This is a genomic window from Thalassobellus citreus, from assembly GCF_044385915.1.
Classification (GTDB): Bacteria; Bacteroidota; Bacteroidia; order Flavobacteriales; family Flavobacteriaceae; genus Thalassobellus; species Thalassobellus citreus.
In genome coordinates, this window is sequence record NZ_JBISCC010000127.1 from 74,398 (window position 1) to 93,918 (window position 19,521).

Consider the following 19,521-nt stretch of genomic DNA (forward strand, 5'->3'; position numbering starts at 1 on the left):
TATACCGAATTAAATATGAATTGAATTTGTTAAAATTCGTTAGATAAACAAGAAAGAAAAACAGTAATAAAATTAGATGTATTTAAATTAATTTAAATAATAAATGTACCCCACATTTAGCCATACTAACCAATCGTTATTTTTATTGTATTCTAACTGATGATTAAGACCATCTACCCAATCACTAAAGTAATATTGTCCTCTTAAATCAAGCATTAAATCAGATAACTTATTAAGTTTGTATCTAATTCCTATACTGCTTACAACAGACCATGTGCTTCCAGGAGAGACATCTACAGATCCAGGATCCCATCCCGAATAAAAATTACTAGGATCTGTTACATCTCCATAAGCAAGTGGATCCGGATTGTTATAATTGGTTTCGACTTTAGGACTGTATGATGTATAATGCACACCTAGACTTATATAAGGAGCAATTCTATATCCAAATGACTGAAACGAACGGATACTAAATGGAAAAAACTCTAACTGAGTACCAATATCTAAATTATTAGCTTGACCTGTATGACCTCTTAATTGATTTGCTTCAATAGTATTTCTACTTGGATCAACCCATTTGCCTAAATGTTCTAAATTGGTCTTGTTGAATGATATTTCATTTCTTAATTTAAAATGATCATTAAAATATGTGTCAGTGGTATAACAATTACAATCTGCTCTGTAAGCGAAGTTTATATAATGAACAATACCAATCCCAAAGCCAGAATTTCCAAAATTGGTTTCAGTATCATCACGATTTCCATAATCTGAACGAAACTGTACTGGGCCAGCTACAACACCTATTTCATGTGAAAAACCTAACTGAGCATTTGCTGTTTGAGAGGTGATAAGGATACAAAAAGCTAAAGCTAAATGTTTCAATTTAAACATATAAGGTTTTGTTTTTTTGAGGCATTATTAATAACAAATATATAAAAAGTGGATTAACAAACAAATATCTGTAAATTTCGGTAAATATTTCTAAAAAAATATTGCGAATTTCAAAAAAAAACAGCTTAATTTTTATAGATAACGTATATTTGTGTCTATAAATTACATTTTAGATATATTATTAATATAAATAAGGCCAAATGAAAAAAATAATTGATTCGTTTTTAGATATTGTAAAAGAGCGTAATGGTCAAGAACCTGAGTTTTTACAAGCAGTAGAAGAAGTTGCAGAGACAGTAATTCCCTATATAGTTCAGAATGATATTTATTATGGTAAAAACATTCTTTTAAGAATGGTTGAGCCAGAACGTGTCATTACATTTAGGGTTTGTTGGGTTGATGATTCTGGCGAAATACAAGTAAATAGAGGGTATAGAATTCAAATGAATTCTGCCATAGGACCTTATAAAGGAGGTCTGCGTTTTCATCCTACAGTAAATATGAGTATTTTAAAGTTTTTAGCATTTGAACAAGTGTTTAAAAACAGTCTTACTACATTACCAATGGGTGGTGGTAAAGGTGGCAGTGATTTTGACCCTAAAGGAAAGAGTGATGGTGAAATTATGAGGTTTTGCCATGCATTTATGAATGAATTATTTAGACATATTGGTCATAATACAGATGTTCCCGCAGGTGATATTGGGGTAGGAGCTAGAGAAATTGGGTATCTTTTTGGTATGTATAAGAAAATAAGCAATGGTTTTACTGGCGTTTTAACAGGGAAAGGCATGTCTTGGGGAGGCTCATTAATTAGACCAGAAGCTACTGGTTATGGCACAGTATACTTTGCTCAAAAAATGCTTGAAACTAGAAATGATGATATTAAAGGTAAAAATGTCGTTATTTCAGGTTCGGGTAATGTAGCTCAATATGCAGCAGAAAAAACAATACAATTAGGAGGCAAGGTTTTAACATTGTCTGATTCTTCAGGGTATATTTATGATGATGAAGGGATTGATGCTGAGAAATTAGCTTTTGTAATGGAGCTAAAAAATGTAAAACGAGGAAGAATAAAAGAGTATTTAGAATCGTATCCAAATGCTAAATTTGTTAAAGGAGAAACGCCTTGGAGTGTAAAATGTGATGTAGCCTTACCATGTGCAACTCAAAACGAATTAAACCAAAATGATGCAAAAACTCTTTTAAAGAATGGATGTGTTTGTGTAAGTGAGGGAGCTAATATGCCATCAACTAAAGATGCTATTACAGTATTTCATGAAGCAAAAATATTATTTGCTCCAGGAAAAGCTTCAAATGCTGGAGGTGTTGCAACATCTGGTTTAGAAATGACACAGAATTCTTTACGATTTAAATGGACTAGAGAAGAGGTAGATAATAAGTTAAAGGATATCATGTCAGAGATTCATAAATCGTGTATAGAATATGGTAAAGATGAGGATGGATACATTGATTATGTAAAAGGTGCAAATATTGCTGGTTTTGTAAAAGTAGCAGACGCTATGTTAGCACAAGGAGTGGTATAGGGATAGAATTTTGATTAAAATTAAAAGCATTCTAATTTATTAGGATGCTTTTTGCTTTAAAATATATTATTTTGAGGTAAAACTCGTTAGATATAAATATATTTGAATATTAAAATTACATATGTTTAAAAGACTATTTATTTTATTTATTTTTTTGTTTCCCATAGCCCAATTTGCTCAAGATTATTCGGCGCTATGGGAAGGTCATTTTTCATACTATAACATTAAAAATGTTGTAAAAGGCAATAACAAAATATACGCTGCTTCAGATAATGCAATTTTTAGCTTAGACACTCAAACAAATGTTATTGAAGAACTCTCTACTATTAATGGCTTATCAGGTGAAACAATTTCTACTATATATTATAGTGATGTTTATGAATTATTGGTTATAGGCTATGAAAATGGATTAATAGAAATAGCTTTTGATAATGAGGAGGATATTTTAACCGTAGTAGATATTATTGAAAAACCTACAATACCAGAAACAGATAAAAGAATAAATCATTTTAGTGCTTATGATAATGTCGTTTATGTATCTACAAATTATGGTATTTCTGTTTTTGATTTAGAACGTTTAGAGTTTGGAGATACATATTTTATTGGCAATGGAGGTTCTCAAATACAAGTTAATCAAACTACAATCTACAATGGAGATATTTATGCAGCTTGTTTTGGTGGTAATGGTCTAAGAAAAGCATCAATTTCAAATCCTAATTTGATAGATTATCAAAATTGGCAGACTATTATATCTGGAGATTTTTTGGCAATTGAAGCCTCAACAAATAAGTTGTATACAATTAGAACAAATAGAAAGATTTATGAAGTTGTAAATGATGTTTTAACAGAGTTGTTTTCATATGCCGATATTCCTGTTGAATTACAATCTGTCGATGATAATTTAATTGTAACAACTAATAATACGGCTTTTATATACGATGCTAGTTTCAATTTAATTTCACAAGCTCTAATAGACCCTAGTTTTAATACAAAGTTTAATTCTACATCAATAGATTCAGAATATTTGTATATAGGAACTAAAGATTTTGGAGTTTTGAAAACACTTTTAGTAAGTCCAGTTTTATATGAAGAGATTCATCCGGATGGACCTTTGTTAAACAAACCATTTTCTATTGAAGCAGAACCTGATGGTCTATGGGTTACTTTTGGGGAGTATGATTTATTTTATAATCCTTACCCTTTAAATAGTAGAGGAGTTAGTCATTTAAAGGATGACGTATGGATTAACAACCCATATAGTGAAGTGTTAGAAGCAAAATGTTTAAATGAAATTTCCATAAACCCATTAAATACAAATCAAGTATATATAAGCTCTTTTTTTAGTGGTTTATTAGAAGTTAGTGAAGATATACCAAGTACATTATATAATGAATCTAATAGTGGTTTAGAATCATTAGTTTTACCTAATGACCCTAATTATATAGATGTAAGAGTTGGAGCGTCTGCTTTCGATAAGAATGGTGTTTTATGGATGACTTTAGGATTAACTAAAAATCAATTAAAATCATATAATCCTTCAAATAATCAATGGAAATCCTATGCCCTTGATGAAATTATATCTTCTCCTTTAGGTAATAGTGGTTTTTCCGATGTTATTATTGATGATGATGGAACAAAGTGGCTAGCAAGTATTAGTTTTGGAGTTATTGGGTTTAATGAAGCAGGTGGAAAGGAATTAATGAAAGAGATTTATAAAGAAGATGAAAATATGCCAACCGAGTTTGTGACTGCTTTAGCATTAGATAAGAGAAATCAGTTGTGGATTGGGACTTTCAGGGGATTACGTATATTATATAACACCTCTAATTTTTTTGAAGATGATAATGTACAAGTAGAAGAAGTTATTATTGAAGAAGATGGTATTGCTAAAGAGTTACTTTTTCAACAATTTATTACAGATATAGAAGTAGATGGTTCTAATAATAAATGGATAGCAACTGCAGATGCTGGAATATTTTATTTTTCATCTGATGGACAGAACACCATATTTCATTTTACTAAGGATAATTCTCCTTTGCCTTCAAATGAAATAAATGATGTGTCTATTAATAATACTAATGGAACGGTTTATATAGCTACAAGTCGTGGATTAGTTTCTTTTAGTGCAGGAGGCTCAAGTACTTTTGACGATTTACAAATTGCTTACGTATACCCTAACCCTGTAAGACCCTCTTTTAATATTGTTGAAGACAAAGTGAAAATTAAAGATATTTCAGAAAATGTAAATATTAAAATTACCGATATTGAAGGTAATTTAGTGGCCGAAGCACAATCTAGAATAAACCAAAGATATAGAGGGTATAATCTCGAAATAGACGGAGGAACAGCGTTTTGGAATGGTAAAAACCTTGCTAATAACGTGGTGGCTTCAGGAGTTTATTTAGTTATGTTATCAGATTTAGATACTTTTGAAACAAAGGTTTTAAAACTTATGGTTGTTAGATAATGTTAGTTACTACAAATGCCATTGTATTATCTAAATTAAAGTATAGAGATAATGACCTTATAGTAAAATGTTATACCCAACAACTGGGGCTTATTAGTGTGCTTTTAAGAGGCATTTTAAAAAGTAAGCGAGGACAATCAAAAAGTGCTTATTATCAGCCGCTTTCTCAGTTGCAATTAGTTATAGATTATAAAAATAATAGGTCGCTACAATCTGTAAAAGAAGCTAAACTAGCTCATTTATATACAAGTTTACATACTAATGTTTTAAAAGGTTCTATAGTTATGTTTTTAACAGAAGTATTATCAAATGCTTTAAGAGAAGAAGAGCAAAACGATATACTTTTTAGTTATTTAGAAACTACGCTTCAATGGTTAGATGTGCATTCAGAATATTCGAATTTTCATTTACTCTTTTTGCTTAACCTCACTAAATATTTGGGTTTTTATCCAGATCTAAAGAATATAGAATTCAATTATTTTAATTTAAGTGATGGCAGATTTGAAAAACAGCAACAAAGTAAGTATTCTATAACAGGTGAAAATATTAGGTTATTGAAACAGCTTTTAGGCACAACATTTGATGCCTTATCTGAAGTAAAAGTAAATGGCAAGCAAAGACAGTCATTTTTAAATATGATTTTGCTTTATTTTGAATTACATTTGGGGAGTTTTAAAACCCCAAAATCTCTAAAGGTATTTAATCAAGTTTTTAGTTAAACATGAAGTTGTTTTTTCTTTTTTGTTGTTTTTTTGTTGCTATAACAGCACAGGCTCAGAATATTAAGGTTCTTAGTAAAGATACTAATGAACCTATAATTGGAGTTGCCATCTTTAATATAGATAAATCTAAAAGTGTGGTTACTAATTTTTTGGGAGAAGCCAATTTAGAAAGTTTTTCAAATTCTGAAATAATTTATTTTAAACACCTTTCGCATATATTAAAAAAAATCACAAAAAAAGAGTTAGGAATTTTAAACCGAGTGTATTTAAATTCTAATACCCAAGGTCTTGAAGAAATTGTTATTTCGGCTTCAAAGTTTGAGCAAAATAAAAAAGACATTCCGCAAAAAATTGTGAGTATAAATCCAGAAAGCATTCAGTTTACCAATCCTCAAACAAGTGCCGATTTACTTGAAACTACCGGACAAGTTTATATTCAAAAAAGCCAATTAGGAGGAGGAAGCCCCATGATTCGTGGATTTTCAACCAATAGATTATTAATTACTGTTGATGGTGTTAGAATGAATAATGCCATATTTAGAGGTGGTAATTTACAAAACGTGATAGCTATCGACCCGTTTTCAATTCAATCTACCGAGGTTACATTGGGCTCCGGATCTGTTATTTACGGAAGTGATGCTGTAGGAGGTGTTATGAGTTTTTATACTCAAAAACCAAAACTATCTTATACCGATTCGTTATTATTTAAATCAAATGCAATAGTAAGATATGCATCTGCTAGTGATGAAAAAACGGGGCATTTCGATTTTAATTTAGGATATAAAAAGTGGGCGTTTGTAACCAATGCGAGTTATACGAGTTTTGGCGACTTAAAAATGGGGAAGTATGGACCTGATGCATATTTAAGACCCAAATTTGTTCTAGCAACTAATACAGGAGATGTTGTTATAAAAAATGGTAATCCTTTGGTTCAAAGAGAAACAGGATATAATCAACTTAATATGATGCAAAAGGTGCGTTATGAAGCTTCTGAAAATTTAAGTTTTGATCTAGGGTTGTTTTATACCACAACGTCAAATACGCCAAGGTACGATCGTTTAATTAGGTATAAAAAAGGTGTGTTGCGATCGGCAGAATGGAACTATGGTCCGCAAGAATGGTTTATGTCTAACTTACAGGTTACTAAGTTAAGTAGTCACTCAAATTTATACGATAAAATTAAAGCGACTTTTGCTTATCAAAATTTTCAAGAGAGTCGGATGGATCGTGATTTTCAATCAGATATTCGAAGTGTAAGAGAAGAAGTTGTTGATGCCTATTCTTTTAATTTAGATTTTGAAAAAACATTAAGTTATAAAACACAGTTTTTTTATGGGGTTGAGTATGTTTATAATAAAATCATGTCTCACGGCAATGAAGAAAATATTGCAACTCATATAATAACTCCAACAGTTTCAAGGTATCCTAATGGCGCCAGTTGGCAATCGGCAGCAGTTTATTCAAGTATCAAATACAAACCAAATCCTAAATTTGTATTTCAATCTGGTTTGCGTTTTAATCATGTTATTTCTAAAGCAGATTTTAGCGAAAATAATGTGTATTTAAACTTGCCTTTTAATGCTTCAAAAAATGAAGCAGGCGCACTTACAGGAACAGCAGGTATAAGTTGGTCGCCAAATAATATCATGCAATGGAAATTAAATGCATCGTCTGCTTTTAGAGCTCCAAATATTGATGATATAGGAAAGGTATTCGATTCTGAACCAGGCTCTGTAGTGGTGCCTAATGAAACATTAAGACCAGAGTATGCTTATGGGGGAGAAGTGGGGTTGAAGTTGAATTTTGGCCAAAAACTAATTCTAGATATGAGTACGTATTATACCTATTTAGATAATGCTTTAGTAAGAAGAGATTATAATTTAAATGGCGATACCGATATTATTTATGATGGTGAATTAAGTAATGTACAAGCTATACAAAATGCATCAAAAGCATGGATTTATGGCTTTGAAATAGGGATGAAGATGCCAATTACAAATACATTGAAATTAACATCGCAGTATAGTATTATTGGAGGTACAGAAGAAAATGATGGTATCGAAGTTCCTATAAGGCATGTAGCTCCTTATTTTGGAAATTCACATTTAATTTGGACTACTAAAAATTTGAAGTTTGATTTTTTTGCGAATTATAATAACGAATTGTCTTTTAATCAATTAGCGCCTTCTGAAAAAGAAAAAGATTATATCTATGCCTTAGATGCTAACGGAAATCCATATAGCCCATCTTGGTACACGCTTAATTTAAGAACCCAATATCAATTAACGAATTCTACAACGTTAACAGCTAGTTTAGAAAACATAAGTAACCAACGATATAAAACCTATTCATCTGGTATTGCAGCAGCAGGACGTAACTTTATTTTATCTTTAAAGTATAGTTTGTAAACTTTCTACATTTTTGCAATGGAAGTTTTATTTGCTAGAGAAGGATAGCTTGATTGAGTTTTAAATAACAAAAAATCCTCTAGAATTATCTAGAGGATTTTTTTATAGTTAGTTTTATTTATACTCTTAAAAACGTTCTAGTTTTTAAAGCTTTTTTTAGTAATAATAGCACCGTTAGATAATTCTACTTTAGCAATATAAACCGCTTTGTTTAAGTTTGAAAGCTTGTAAGTTTCAGAACTGGTATTGCCTTTTAAATTATAAAGTTGTCTGCCTAATAAATCGAAAATAGTAACCGATTTAATACTCAAGTTATTTGATGTACTAAATTGAACATGATCATTATCTAGCTGAACAATTTTAAGCGATTTGGCATCTAAAATATTGTCTTCAGTTGATAATGCTTCAGCAGTAAACATTATTTCAAAACGCTCATTAAACTCTCCAACTTCAGATGTAAATGTATAATCAGACGCTGATAAATCATGAACTGTTCCTGTTAAATTGTCTTTTAGATAAATAGTATTACTAGTTAAAAAACTACCTTGTAATTGAGCTACAGATAATTTATAAAGTGTTGCAACATCAATGATTGTTTTAAATCCAAGTTTAATTATTTCATTTTCATCTAAGCTATTAACTGCTTTTCCTTGAATGGCGAACTTTTTATTTGAACCATTAATAGTTGAGTATAGTATAGCAGAAGTAGTTGTTGCAATATTTTTTTGAGCATCAAAATAAGCCCCATCATCATTATTAGAAGCCCCATTTACATATCCTATCAAAGTTTGATTAAAGACACCATTATCAGATGTTAAATTAACCCTTAATTTATTGGGTAAAGAAGTGTTCTTTTTAGAATTTGACTTAAAGAATTGACTATTATCTGTAGATCCAAAAACACGCATACTATTGTTAAAAATCACGTCTGCTGTATAAATATCTCCAGACACTAAGGTTGCAGGAGCTGCATTAGACATTGAAATGAAAAAAGCTTGACCAGAAGGAATAGCTCTATTACCAGAGGGTAAAATGATAGAAGGAACAGTGCCATCACCACCGGCTGTTTCTCCAGTGCCATTAATTATGGCATAGTCAGAATCTGAAAAATTTTGAGCTTGATTTCCGTTTTCATTAGAAGACAAATCAGTTGCCTGCGACCATAAAAAGATAGCACCATCAATTGTAGATGCTGATGTTGTTGTAACACTTGCGTCAATAATTGTATTTGCGGCTAGAAACAAATCTGCATCAATTGCAGATGGGTAAGGGTTTCCTATTAAATTCCAATTGTTGTCAGCTAATTCAGAGTCATTTCGATAAATGGGAACCGTAATAACTCCATTATTGAAAGGTCCTTCAAAAGTATAGTCAAATTGATAAGGAAGTGAACTCATAGGTGGAGCAATAAAAAATGCTTCTGAATGAGTTGCAGCATAACCTACTCCAGGTTGCATTATAGTACCACTACTAAGCCATTGCCAATCATCACCATTGTCATCAATATCATCTTGTCCTGTAACTGCGGCATTATTGTTGCTGGTTTCTGCCGTTGCGTCTAGAAAATTTTGACCATTAAATAAATAGCGTCTTGATGCTTCGGATTCGAATAAGCCTCCTCCTATTGTTTCTCCAGAAACAGGAGAGCTCCAATAGGTGTACTCATACCACACATTTAAATCAGCAGTTTTTTTAACGACAGATATGTTTCCATAAATACCATTTGAAGAAGTATCATTATTTTGTATAAATGCTCCGTAAGGTTGAACAGTGATAAAGCATCCTGAATCAACAGTTAATACATTTTCAACTTCAATATAATCATTGTCTGCAATATTTAGAGTAGCTCCATTTTCAACTTTAAGTGAACAAGCACTAAAACTAATTTCACTTCCACCATTTGCCGTATTATAGTTTGTTGATATAATAACTTGTGTTGTTATGTCTGGAGAGCCACCAACCCATGCTCCATTCCAGGTAACAGTGCCTCCCGAACATGCAGTACAAGAATAGTAACAATCTCCGATAGTCAAAATTGAACCAGAAGATATCCAATTAATTGAGTTAGAAACTGCTGATAAAATTAAAGAATTATCAGAAGTAACCGAACAGTCATAAGTAGCATTATCTGTGTCATTAATAGCTATTGCATTTGTTCCATTTGTTAAGCCACTAGGAATAGCTGATGTATTTGCAGTAGTAGCATCTGCAGACCATCCAGTTGTACCATCAAAGTGTATTGCATAAATAAACGTTGGAGTTGAGCTTAGCCCTTGATATGCTAATATTTGATCTCCGTCTATAGATAATTGAAATCCTCCATCAGTAACGCTACCGACTGAAGAGGAAAATGGACTCTCGTCCGTTATAACAATCACTGTACCACATGGTAAATTTGAGGTTGCAGTCCAAGTAATTGTTCCTTCACCTCCTCTAAATGAACCAGAACTTTGCCATCCATTGTCAGTAAAATTAATAGAGGTTCCTGTTGTAACATCTGTTAATAATACAAATGAAAATTGGTCAGGGTCATCAGAATTAAAACCCGTAATAGCAATGTCCCCAGCTGCTAAAGTAGTCTGCCCAAACCCAAAATTCACAGCACACAAAAGCATTATAAATAAAGAGAAGGATTTTATAAGCGTAATTTTTTTCATAATTGTTAAGTTTTAAAAATTAAGATTTGGCTTTTATAATTTTTTTATTCTTTTTATTAATTAATCTATTGTTATTTTTGGCGTGTTATGCAAACCAAAAAAACATATACTGTACAAGAAGCTACTAAAAAACTAGAGCATTATTGTGCGTATCAAGAACGGTGTCATCAAGAAGTAAGGCAAAAGCTAGAAGGTATGTATATGATACCTGAAGCCATAGATGTAATAATAGTACACCTGTTAGAGCATAACTTTCTTAATGAAGAACGTTTTGCCAAAACATTTGTTCGAGGTAAGTTCAGAATTAAGGCTTGGGGCCGTCGTCGATTATCTTTCGAACTTAAGAAAAAAGACGTGTCCAAAGTTAATATAAATCAAGCACTTGCAACAATATCAGAAGACGATTACAACGAGTATTTTAACGATTTAGCCGAAAAAAGAGTTAATTTAATAAAGGAGAGCAACGTTTTTAAGAAGCGTAAGAAATTTATTGATTATTTTTTATATCGTGGATGGGAATCGTATTTGGTCTACGAAAAGGCAAATAAACTTATCAAATAAATCTTGAATAATTACTAGGGGAAAGGACTGAAGTAATTTGTTTAAAGGGTATTCTTTTTTACAGATTATTTTGTTTTTTTGCGTTAGGGATTGATGCGGCATCCTTTTGCTTTTTTTGCAAAAGATATAGCGGAAAGCCCGACCCTTGGGTAACGCCCAAATATTATTGTATTTCACTTTTAATTGTAGAAACAAAAAAAGCGAAAAACAATAAAGTTTTCCGCTTTTATATTATCTAATAACTGTTTTTACAAGTTAAAAACAGCTCCTAAATTTACAGTAAACTGGTTGTGTAATGTTTCGGCAGGCGTTAAAACACCTGATTTATATTTTGCAAATGGTGCATTTAACTCTGTGTAAACACCAAAGCCTTCAGAAAAAAAGTAACGTGCTCCTAAATGTCCACCAAAATTTTTAAGACCAAGGCTTAATCCAGGATATATATCAAAATTTTCATCAATATTAATAACATTACCAAGATTGGCGTTAAAACGTGCTCTAATGTCAAAACGATTATCAAAATCGGCATCAATAACATCATTAATTCCTAAAAGATAAGTAGATGATAATCCTACTGAAATGTTTTCGCCAATACCAAAGTCGTAACTTATGTTTAGTCCAGTACCTCCATCTTGAAGGTTAGTACCAACTTGAAATTTATTATCGTTACTTCCTGTAAATGCTTGTCCATTTACAAATGATATGCTAAGAATAGCTAATACTAATACAATTACATTTTTTTTCATGATTTGAGTTTTTAATTTTTTCAGTGCGCAAATATATTATAAGTTTTATTAATGCTGCTTTTGTTTTAAATAAACATTTAGTTTAAGACCCGAATTTTTTTACAAGTCACATATAATATTGTAATTAAGAGGAGGGGTTTGTTAAAGGTTATTATGTGTTCTAACAATGGCTTGTTTATTTTTCCAATCAATCCATTCTTGCCCTTTTATACGGCGCATTATATTGTCAAAATTTCGCATTATAACTAAGTTGTAAACAGCTTTACTAAAGTTTTTTGGATTTCTAGCAATGGCACGTAAACTCATAGAAAACCCTGGGGTTATATAGCGCATATAATGCCAATAACCTTCTGGCATATACAAAATTTCGCCATGATTAAGTTCTGTTTTATAGCCTTGAGCTTTTTTAAGCATGGGCCATTTTTTTAAATCAGGGTTGTTAAAATCGATGTCTTCCCTTGTGATTAATGAATGCGGGATTTTATATAAAAAATCATTTTGTTTTTGATCAAATAAAATCACTTGTTTTTTGCCTTCAAAATGAAAATGAAAAATATTAGCTAAATCTATATCATAATGCATAAAGGTGTGCGAATCTTTTCCTCCAAAAAATAACATAGGAATGCCTTTCATGAGGCGTAAACCAAAATCTGGAAAGGTGAAATCTTTTTGTAGTTGCGGTATTTCCTTAATAGCGTTCCATAAAAAGATGCGGTATTTAGTAGGCTCTTTTTTTAGTAAATCAATATAATCTCCCAGTTTCATTTTGGCATGAGGCTCATTAAAGCCATCTTTATAATCTACAGGTCTGTCATCATAAAGAGGAATGGTAATGTTGCCACCAATAGCTTTCATATAGTCTAAATTCCATTTACTATAAGCTGGCCAATGGCTTATAAAACGCTCAATAACTACTGGTTTTTGAGGTTTAAAATAGTGTTTTAAAAAGTCCTCTTTGGTAATGGTTTTTACTCGAGGAATGTCTTGTAAGTTTAACGACAATACTTAATAAATTTAGATTTACAAAGTTAAGAAAACCTTACTTAATTTAAAATAGTATTTGGGTGTTACTACAAAAGGCGGGATTTATTCGTAGTTTACTGTTTTAATTAATTAACTCCAAAAACACCAAGAACAAACAATACAACACCAAAAATAAGTTTCGTTATAGGAACTTATTTTTGGTGTTGTAGCGTTGTGTTGTATTATTTTTTTAATTAATCTTCTTTTATAATTGTAGCTTCGTCGTTGTTGTCAGTTGATTCAACTTTAGCTTCAATTTCTTTAACATCTTTTCCTTTTAAGTACTCTGGTAAATCCATACCAGCCATATTAAACATATCTTGTAAAGGCGGAACCGATTTGTACATACCCGAAAGAAAGTTTGCTGTAGACGATTTTCCGTCATCACCATTACCACCATTTTCCCAAACAGTTACTTTATCAATTTTAATATTTTTAATAGCTTCGGCTTGAGTTTTTACTAATTCTGGTAATTTATCAGCAATTAAAAGTAGAACAGCATCTTTAGAGCTATTACCAGCAGCTTTTACAATTTGATCTAAACCAGCGGCTTGTTTGGTTAATACTTCATATAAACCTTTAGCTTCTGCTTCAGCTTTTAAGAAAATGGCATCTGCTTCACCTTTAGCAATTCTTCTTATGTTTTCAGCTTCAGCTTCTGCATCAATTTCAACTTTCTTTTTATCAATTTCAGCTGGAACAATGATATCTGCTATTTGAGAAGAACGTTCGCGTTCTGCTCTTACAGCTTCTGCGCGTTGCTCAGCTGCATAAGATTCTTCTAAAGCTTTTGCTGCTTGTACTTTTTCAGAAGCAATCGCTCTTTTTTCAGCTTCTGCTTCTTTTTCTCTTCTTAGAGCATCAGATTCTGCAATAGATATTTTGGCAATGTTTTCTCCATCAATAGCACGCGCGTTAGCTTCAGATGTTTTAATTCTTTCGTCTTTTAAGGCTTCTGCTTCTCCAATTTTAGCTAATGCTATGGCACTAGCTGTTTGTACACGTTCATTTTGACTTGCTTTTGCTTCACCAATTTTTGCTTGTGCATTGGCAGCAGCAATTTGAGTTCTTTCATTTTGACTAGCATTTGCTTCACCAATTTTTGCTTTAGCATGAAGTTCTGCAACTTGAGTTCTTTCATCTTGAACGGCATTTGCTTCACCAATAGAACCATCTCTAGTTTTTTCGGCAACCGATTTACGAGCCGCATTAATTGCATGCGCCGCAGCTTCTTTTCCTAAAGCTTCAATATATCCAGACTCATCAACAATATCTGTAATGTTTACGTTAATAAGTTTTAAACCTACTTTCTTAAGTTCAGATTCTACACTTTTAGAAATATTGGTTAAAAATTTATCTCTATCGCTATTAATTTCTTCAATATCCATGGAAGCAACGACTAAACGTAATTGACCAAAAATGATTTCTTGTGCCAATTCTTGAATTTCGTTTTGCCCCAAACCTAAAAGTCTTTCGGCAGCATTTTGCATAATACCAGGTTCTGTAGAAATACCAATAGTAAATCGAGATGGTACATTAACACGTATGTTTTGTTTACTCAAGGCGTTAATTAAATTGACCTCTATTGAAATAGGTGTTAAATCTAAAAACTCATAATCTTGAATAACTGGAAGTATAAAAGCAGCACCACCATGAATACATTTAGCCGATTGACCGCCACCAACTTTACCATAAACCACTAATATTCTATCTGAAGGACAGCGTTTATATCGTTTTATTAATACAATAAAGAAGACGAAAATAAATAGAACTGCAAAGATTACAGCTATTGGTAAGCCAAATTGAGAGGCTTGTGTTGTTAATAGTAGCATAAATTATTTATTAAGTTGTTCGACAATTAGAATTCCGTTTTCGGTAACATTTTTTACTTTTATTACTGCTCCAGATTTTAAATCGGTTTCAGAATCGGAAAGTGCTTCAAGCTCTCTTAAAGTGCCTTGTATTTTTACTTGTACTTTGCCCATAGAAGTTCTGTTAGCGCCAATGGTTAAGTATACTTCGCCAATGGTGTTTATGGCATTTTTGTATTTTAAAGTTCCACTATCGTTAAGTTTTCCCATGTAGTAAAACATAGCTGCCATGATAGTCATCATGAGTAACCCGCAAACTATAGAAATAAGGATGGTTATTGGGTTTGATAGTCCTGCATCTATACAGGCAATACCACTCCATCCAAAAATGGTAAAAAAGCCAACTAAGTTTTTGAAAGTTATAAATTGAAAGCCAATACCAGTATCGCCTTCTATATCACTATCTACATCTCCAAAATCATCAGCGTCGCCTCCAAGAAAGGTTAAAACCATAGATATTGTAAAAATTAAAGACCCTAATAAGGCTATACTCCAGTATATTTTTGGGAATAATTCTAAATTTGAAAACCAATCTACCATAATAAAACCGCTTTAAAATTTTTTGTAAGGTAAAACTTTAAAGAGAGTTTTACAATACTAAAACTTGATTTTATATATAGGTGTTTTAAAAATGATTTTTGTTACAGAAGTGTTATAAAAACTTGTTGTATATTTTTAATTAAGGGAAGAATTAGGTACTTAAAAATAGTTATGCCTGTTAGCTTAAAAAAACTAACAGGCATAAATTATAAAGCTATTCTAGCTTTTAAAAGCATCAAATTTTATTCAAAATGGTACCTCAAACCAAATAATAAATTGCTTGGTGGCATAGGTACAAAACCAGCTTCAATATAATCGGCATCAAAAATATTACTTGCTGTTATTGTAAATTCTAATTGTTTTAGGGTTATTGCTAACGAAGCATCCCAAACATTATAGCTATCGCCTGTAGTACGTTCAGCATGTTTGTAAATAATATTCTGACTTACATTTTTAAATAATTGTGTGCTTAAACGTGTTGTAAAATGATGTTTAAGCGTATTTAGTGAGTAACGAGAAAGCTCTTTGTTTTGGTTTAAAATATCATCTTCTAAAAAATTATACCCAACGGCAAGTGTTTGGTTAAAATCACTTAGTTTAAAATGATATGCTAAATCAACTTCAAAACCTTTGGTGTTAACCTCGGTAATGTTAGTAGCTGTATAAATAGTTTCTGTAGTGTTTGGACGGATATAATCAATTAGGTTTTGTGCATCTCTGTTGTAAACTGCTAACGATCCTGAAAATTTAGGCGAGAAATATTTAATTCCTACTTCTTGGGCAAAAGCTTCTTCAACTTCTAAATCTGGATTTCCTGCTGTACTAGAATCGTTATAAAACAAATCGGTATAAGTTGGTATTCTATATGTATAACCAATATTTCCGTAGGCTTTCAATTGGTCGTTTATCTTGACACCTATATCTATCCCTGGAAAGGCATAAAAATCGAAATCTGAAAAATAAGTTACTGCTACTCCTGGAGTAATATCTAATTTATCATTTGCTGTTTTAAATTCATGCTCTAAAAATAAGGTTGTCATAAATCTATTGCGGTCTCCTAAATTATTACTTTTAATATAAACTTTAGATAAGTCAACACCAAATCCGGTAGTTCCAAGATTAGATTTGTAGCTACCATTAACTTCTGCACCAATTTTGTTGGTAATGTGTAGGTTTCTGTAAACCGTTGGGTCGTTTCTTAAGTACACATATTCATCTTGATTTCGTTTCCAGTAAACACGAGGTTTAAGAGTTAATTTTTCGGTGTTAAATGATGTAGTAAACCCAATTAAACTGTTTTGAGTTTCTTCGTATTGTTCTGTGGCACTTTCTCTAGCATAGAATCTGTTTGCACCAAATTTTCGATCTTGAAATGTAGCAATCATTTCAATAGCTTTTTTGTTTTTATTAAAAACACTTTTTATAAAATAATTACTGTTGTCATAATCGGTGTTATGTAGGTATCCAGCAGAAGACATTTTATCTACATGCACGATGTGCGATGAGTTCTCCATGTCTGCACCAACCGTGATGCCTCCATTAAATTGTCCAAAAGAACCAGTTTCTGCTTTAACTGAAACCGAGTTTTTTAATTCTTTTTTAGTGACAATATTTATAGCTCCCGTAAAAGCATTTTGCCCAAATACACGAGCTGCAGGCCCTTTTATAATTTCAATGCGCTCTATAACTTCTATTGGTAATGCGGCATTCATAGTATGGTGCCCGGTTTGTGCATCGTCCATTTTTATGCCATCAATAAGTAATAAAGTTTGATCGAAACTTCCACCGCGAATATATAAATCGGCTTGACTTCCGGCAGTACCACGACGTCTAATGTCTAATCCAGCTACTTGTTGTAATAAATCAGCAATATTATTTGCAGCACTGTTTTTAATATCTTCTGAAGAAATTATAGAAATGGTTCTAGAGTTTTCTTTAAAAGGTAAATCTATTCGTGTTGATTTGATTATAACTTCTCCAAGAGCAGTTGTGTCTTGTTGTATAATAGGCTCGTTTTGAGCGTTTCCAAAGATAGAAAGGAGTATAGCAATAGCTAAAAAATAATTGTTTTTCATAACAAGTAATTCAATGTGTTTTTACGCTGCAAAATTCGTAACTTTCTGGACTAGTTAAGTAGTCCAGTTTTAAAATAATGAATAGTCCGGTTAATAAACTTTTAGAGCAATTAATTCATCTTGAAAAATCGAATGCAACACCCATTTATATTCAGGCGGCGCAGCAAATTATTAATGCGATTCAGCGTGGATATTTAACCGAGGGCACTTGGTTACCTGGAACCCGTACTTTTAGTGAGTTGTTTAATATTAACAGGAATACCGTTGTTGCAATATACGATGAATTAGCTTCACAAGGTTGGGTAGATATTGTACCAAATAAAGGTACTTGTGTTTTAGTGCCTGAACAGAAAACAGCAGCCATTAAAGCGACTTCACAACATATTGATCAAGTTAATGAGTATGCTAAAACAACTGGTTTTCCGTTTCAGCCTTCTTTTAATTTAGCTTCTACAGAAGAACAGAATCATAAAACATATAGTATTAATGATGGACAATCAGATTTAAGATTGCATCCTACACACCAATTTTCAAAATGGTATAGTGCTTCTATGAAACGGAAATCCTTAGTTTCAAAATGGAATCAAACAGCGGTGTCATCTCATTCTGCTTTCGAAATACAGCTTTGTAATTATTTAAATGCGACGCGCGGATTTCATATAAAGTCGCATAATTTAATGAGTACACGAAGTATAGAAATGAGTTTGTACATTGTGTCTCAGTTATTATTAAAACCTAATGATATTGTTTTGGTTGGCGATTTAAGTAATTATGCTGCCAATATGATTTTTCAGCAGTCGGGAGCGAATGTTAAAACCATTCCCATAGACGACGATGGTATTGATGTAGATTATATTAGAACCCATTTTATAAAAAATGCCATTCGTTGTATTTATGTATGTGCGCATAGGCATTACCCAACTACAAGAGCACTTAGTGCCGAACGCCGTTTACAATTAATGCAACTTGCTAAAGAATATCAGTTTGCTATTATTGAAGACGATTTCGACTACGATTTTCAGTTCGATGGTTCTGCTATGTTACCAATGGCGAGTTCAGATGCTAATGGTGTTATTATTTATTTGGGTAAATTGGGGCAATCGTTATTTCCAAGTTTTCAAACAGGCTTTGTAATAGCGCCAGAAAATTTAATTTCGGAAGCTAAAAACTATTTAAAAATATTAGACAGACAAGGTGATTTAATTCAAGAACAAATGCTGTCGGAGCTTATTTATGAAGGTGAAATACATCGGTTAATTAAGAAAAACATCATCATTTATAAACAAAGACGTGATTTTTTATGTGAATGCCTCACGAAATATTTTAATGAATATGTGTTTTGGGAAAAACCATCTGGAGGTTTGGCGCTTTGGTTGCGTTTTGAACCTAAAATATCCTTAGTTAAGTTAGCAGAACAAGCACTGAAACAGGATTTATTCTTGCCTAAAACCATACTCTACCAAGATAAAAATACCTGCTGTATTCGTTTTGGTTTTGGCGATTTAAATGAAGAAGAAATTGAAACAGTCGTTAAAAAGTTGAAACAAGCTTATGATTCAATATCAAATTCATGATTACAAATGTCGCACCTGTATTTGTCTTTGGCATAAAAAGGTAATGTTCCAAAGAGAAAGCCAATTATAAATGAAAAGAAAGCTTTAAAATTTTTAATAGTAGAATATAATTGAATTTTACTACTATTACAACTAGGGCAATGTATGGAGCTACCTTCATCATCTAAAGAATATTTAGAAATACTATCTAAAATATTTTGAGCCTTTAAAGCATCTTTAGTTTGGACTTTAAGTTTTACACCACCAATAGCATTACTTACAAGTGGGTCTGTGTCTATGGTTAAGTTGTCGCTTAAAAAAGCATCTATACCTTCAGCCTCTAACCTTCCTTTTATAATTTGGGCTTCACTGGAATATTGAAATTTAGCTATGGTTTTAAAGGTATCACTCATAATTACAAATGTAGAAAGAACTTTTTTAAGATTTAAAAATATGCTTTTTT

14 protein-coding genes are annotated in these 19,521 nt (G+C 31.9%); 6 read left to right on the plus strand and 8 right to left on the minus strand.

Annotated features, from left to right (window positions below; translation table 11 throughout):
• Window positions 1-87: 87 nt before the first annotated feature.
• Complete coding sequence (locus tag ACH5TX_RS13980; protein WP_439340117.1) at window positions 88-891, minus strand: THC0290_0291 family protein; 804 nt, start codon at window positions 889-891, stop codon at window positions 88-90.
• Window positions 892-1,091: 200 nt separating this feature from the next.
• On the opposite strand from ACH5TX_RS13980, the gene gdhA reads away from it, so the two are divergent.
• From gdhA to ACH5TX_RS14000, 4 genes are all read left to right on the plus strand, one after another.
• Entirely contained in the window at window positions 1,092-2,435 is a 1,344-nt protein-coding gene (gdhA, locus tag ACH5TX_RS13985; RefSeq protein WP_439340118.1) for an NADP-specific glutamate dehydrogenase, read from the plus strand.
• Window positions 2,436-2,556: 121 nt separating this feature from the next.
• Complete coding sequence (gene porZ, locus ACH5TX_RS13990) at window positions 2,557-4,902, plus strand: type IX secretion system anionic LPS delivery protein PorZ (protein ID WP_439340119.1); 2,346 nt, start codon at window positions 2,557-2,559, stop codon at window positions 4,900-4,902.
• Window positions 4,902-5,621 (plus strand): DNA repair protein RecO, encoded by a 720-nt coding sequence (recO, locus tag ACH5TX_RS13995; RefSeq protein ID WP_439340120.1) that lies wholly within the window; start codon window positions 4,902-4,904, stop codon window positions 5,619-5,621. The genes porZ and recO overlap by 1 nt, the downstream gene beginning before the upstream one ends.
• A gap of 2 nt (window positions 5,622-5,623) precedes the next feature.
• The gene (locus ACH5TX_RS14000) at window positions 5,624-8,032 is read left to right on the plus strand and encodes a TonB-dependent receptor plug domain-containing protein (protein WP_439340121.1); all 2,409 of its coding nucleotides are present in this window, start codon (window positions 5,624-5,626) and stop codon (window positions 8,030-8,032) included.
• 137 nt (window positions 8,033-8,169) lie between these two features.
• Here ACH5TX_RS14000 and ACH5TX_RS14005 read toward each other — a convergent pair whose 3' ends face one another.
• Entirely contained in the window at window positions 8,170-10,689 is a 2,520-nt protein-coding gene (locus ACH5TX_RS14005; protein ID WP_439340122.1) for a RemA C-terminal-like gliding motility protein, read from the minus strand.
• An 87-nt stretch (window positions 10,690-10,776) separates the two neighbouring features.
• Here ACH5TX_RS14005 and ACH5TX_RS14010 point away from each other — a divergent pair, with 87 nt between their 5' ends.
• The gene (locus ACH5TX_RS14010; RefSeq protein WP_439340123.1) at window positions 10,777-11,250 is read left to right on the plus strand and encodes a regulatory protein RecX; all 474 of its coding nucleotides are present in this window, start codon (window positions 10,777-10,779) and stop codon (window positions 11,248-11,250) included.
• Window positions 11,251-11,498: 248 nt separating this feature from the next.
• On the opposite strand, the gene ACH5TX_RS14015 is transcribed toward ACH5TX_RS14010, so the two are convergent.
• The 5 genes from ACH5TX_RS14015 to ACH5TX_RS14035 all read right to left on the minus strand — a co-directional run bounded on the left by ACH5TX_RS14015 (window position 11,499) and on the right by ACH5TX_RS14035 (window position 17,505).
• Entirely contained in the window at window positions 11,499-11,996 is a 498-nt protein-coding gene (locus ACH5TX_RS14015) for a DUF6646 family protein (protein ID WP_439340124.1), read from the minus strand.
• Window positions 11,997-12,137: 141 nt separating this feature from the next.
• The gene (locus ACH5TX_RS14020; protein WP_439340125.1) at window positions 12,138-12,998 is read right to left on the minus strand and encodes a cupin-like domain-containing protein; all 861 of its coding nucleotides are present in this window, start codon (window positions 12,996-12,998) and stop codon (window positions 12,138-12,140) included.
• Window positions 12,999-13,213: 215 nt separating this feature from the next.
• Window positions 13,214-14,851, minus strand: a complete 1,638-nt coding sequence (locus ACH5TX_RS14025) for a flotillin family protein (RefSeq protein WP_439340126.1) — start codon at window positions 14,849-14,851, stop codon at window positions 13,214-13,216.
• A 3-nt stretch (window positions 14,852-14,854) separates the two neighbouring features.
• Entirely contained in the window at window positions 14,855-15,430 is a 576-nt protein-coding gene (locus tag ACH5TX_RS14030) for a hypothetical protein (protein ID WP_439340127.1), read from the minus strand.
• Between the two features lie 242 nt (window positions 15,431-15,672).
• Window positions 15,673-17,505, minus strand: coding sequence for a TonB-dependent receptor plug domain-containing protein (locus ACH5TX_RS14035; protein WP_439340128.1), 1,833 nt, complete (start codon window positions 17,503-17,505; stop codon window positions 15,673-15,675).
• Window positions 17,506-17,582: 77 nt separating this feature from the next.
• On the opposite strand from ACH5TX_RS14035, the gene ACH5TX_RS14040 reads away from it, so the two are divergent.
• Window positions 17,583-19,079, plus strand: a complete 1,497-nt coding sequence (locus tag ACH5TX_RS14040) for an aminotransferase-like domain-containing protein (RefSeq protein WP_439340129.1) — start codon at window positions 17,583-17,585, stop codon at window positions 19,077-19,079.
• On the opposite strand, the gene ACH5TX_RS14045 is transcribed toward ACH5TX_RS14040, so the two are convergent.
• Window positions 19,055-19,471: a putative signal transducing protein gene (locus ACH5TX_RS14045; RefSeq protein WP_439340130.1), complete on the minus strand. Its 417-nt coding sequence runs from the start codon at window positions 19,469-19,471 to the stop codon at window positions 19,055-19,057. The two genes, ACH5TX_RS14040 and ACH5TX_RS14045, sit on opposite strands and share 25 nt — an antisense overlap.
• Window positions 19,472-19,521 lie beyond the last annotated feature (50 nt).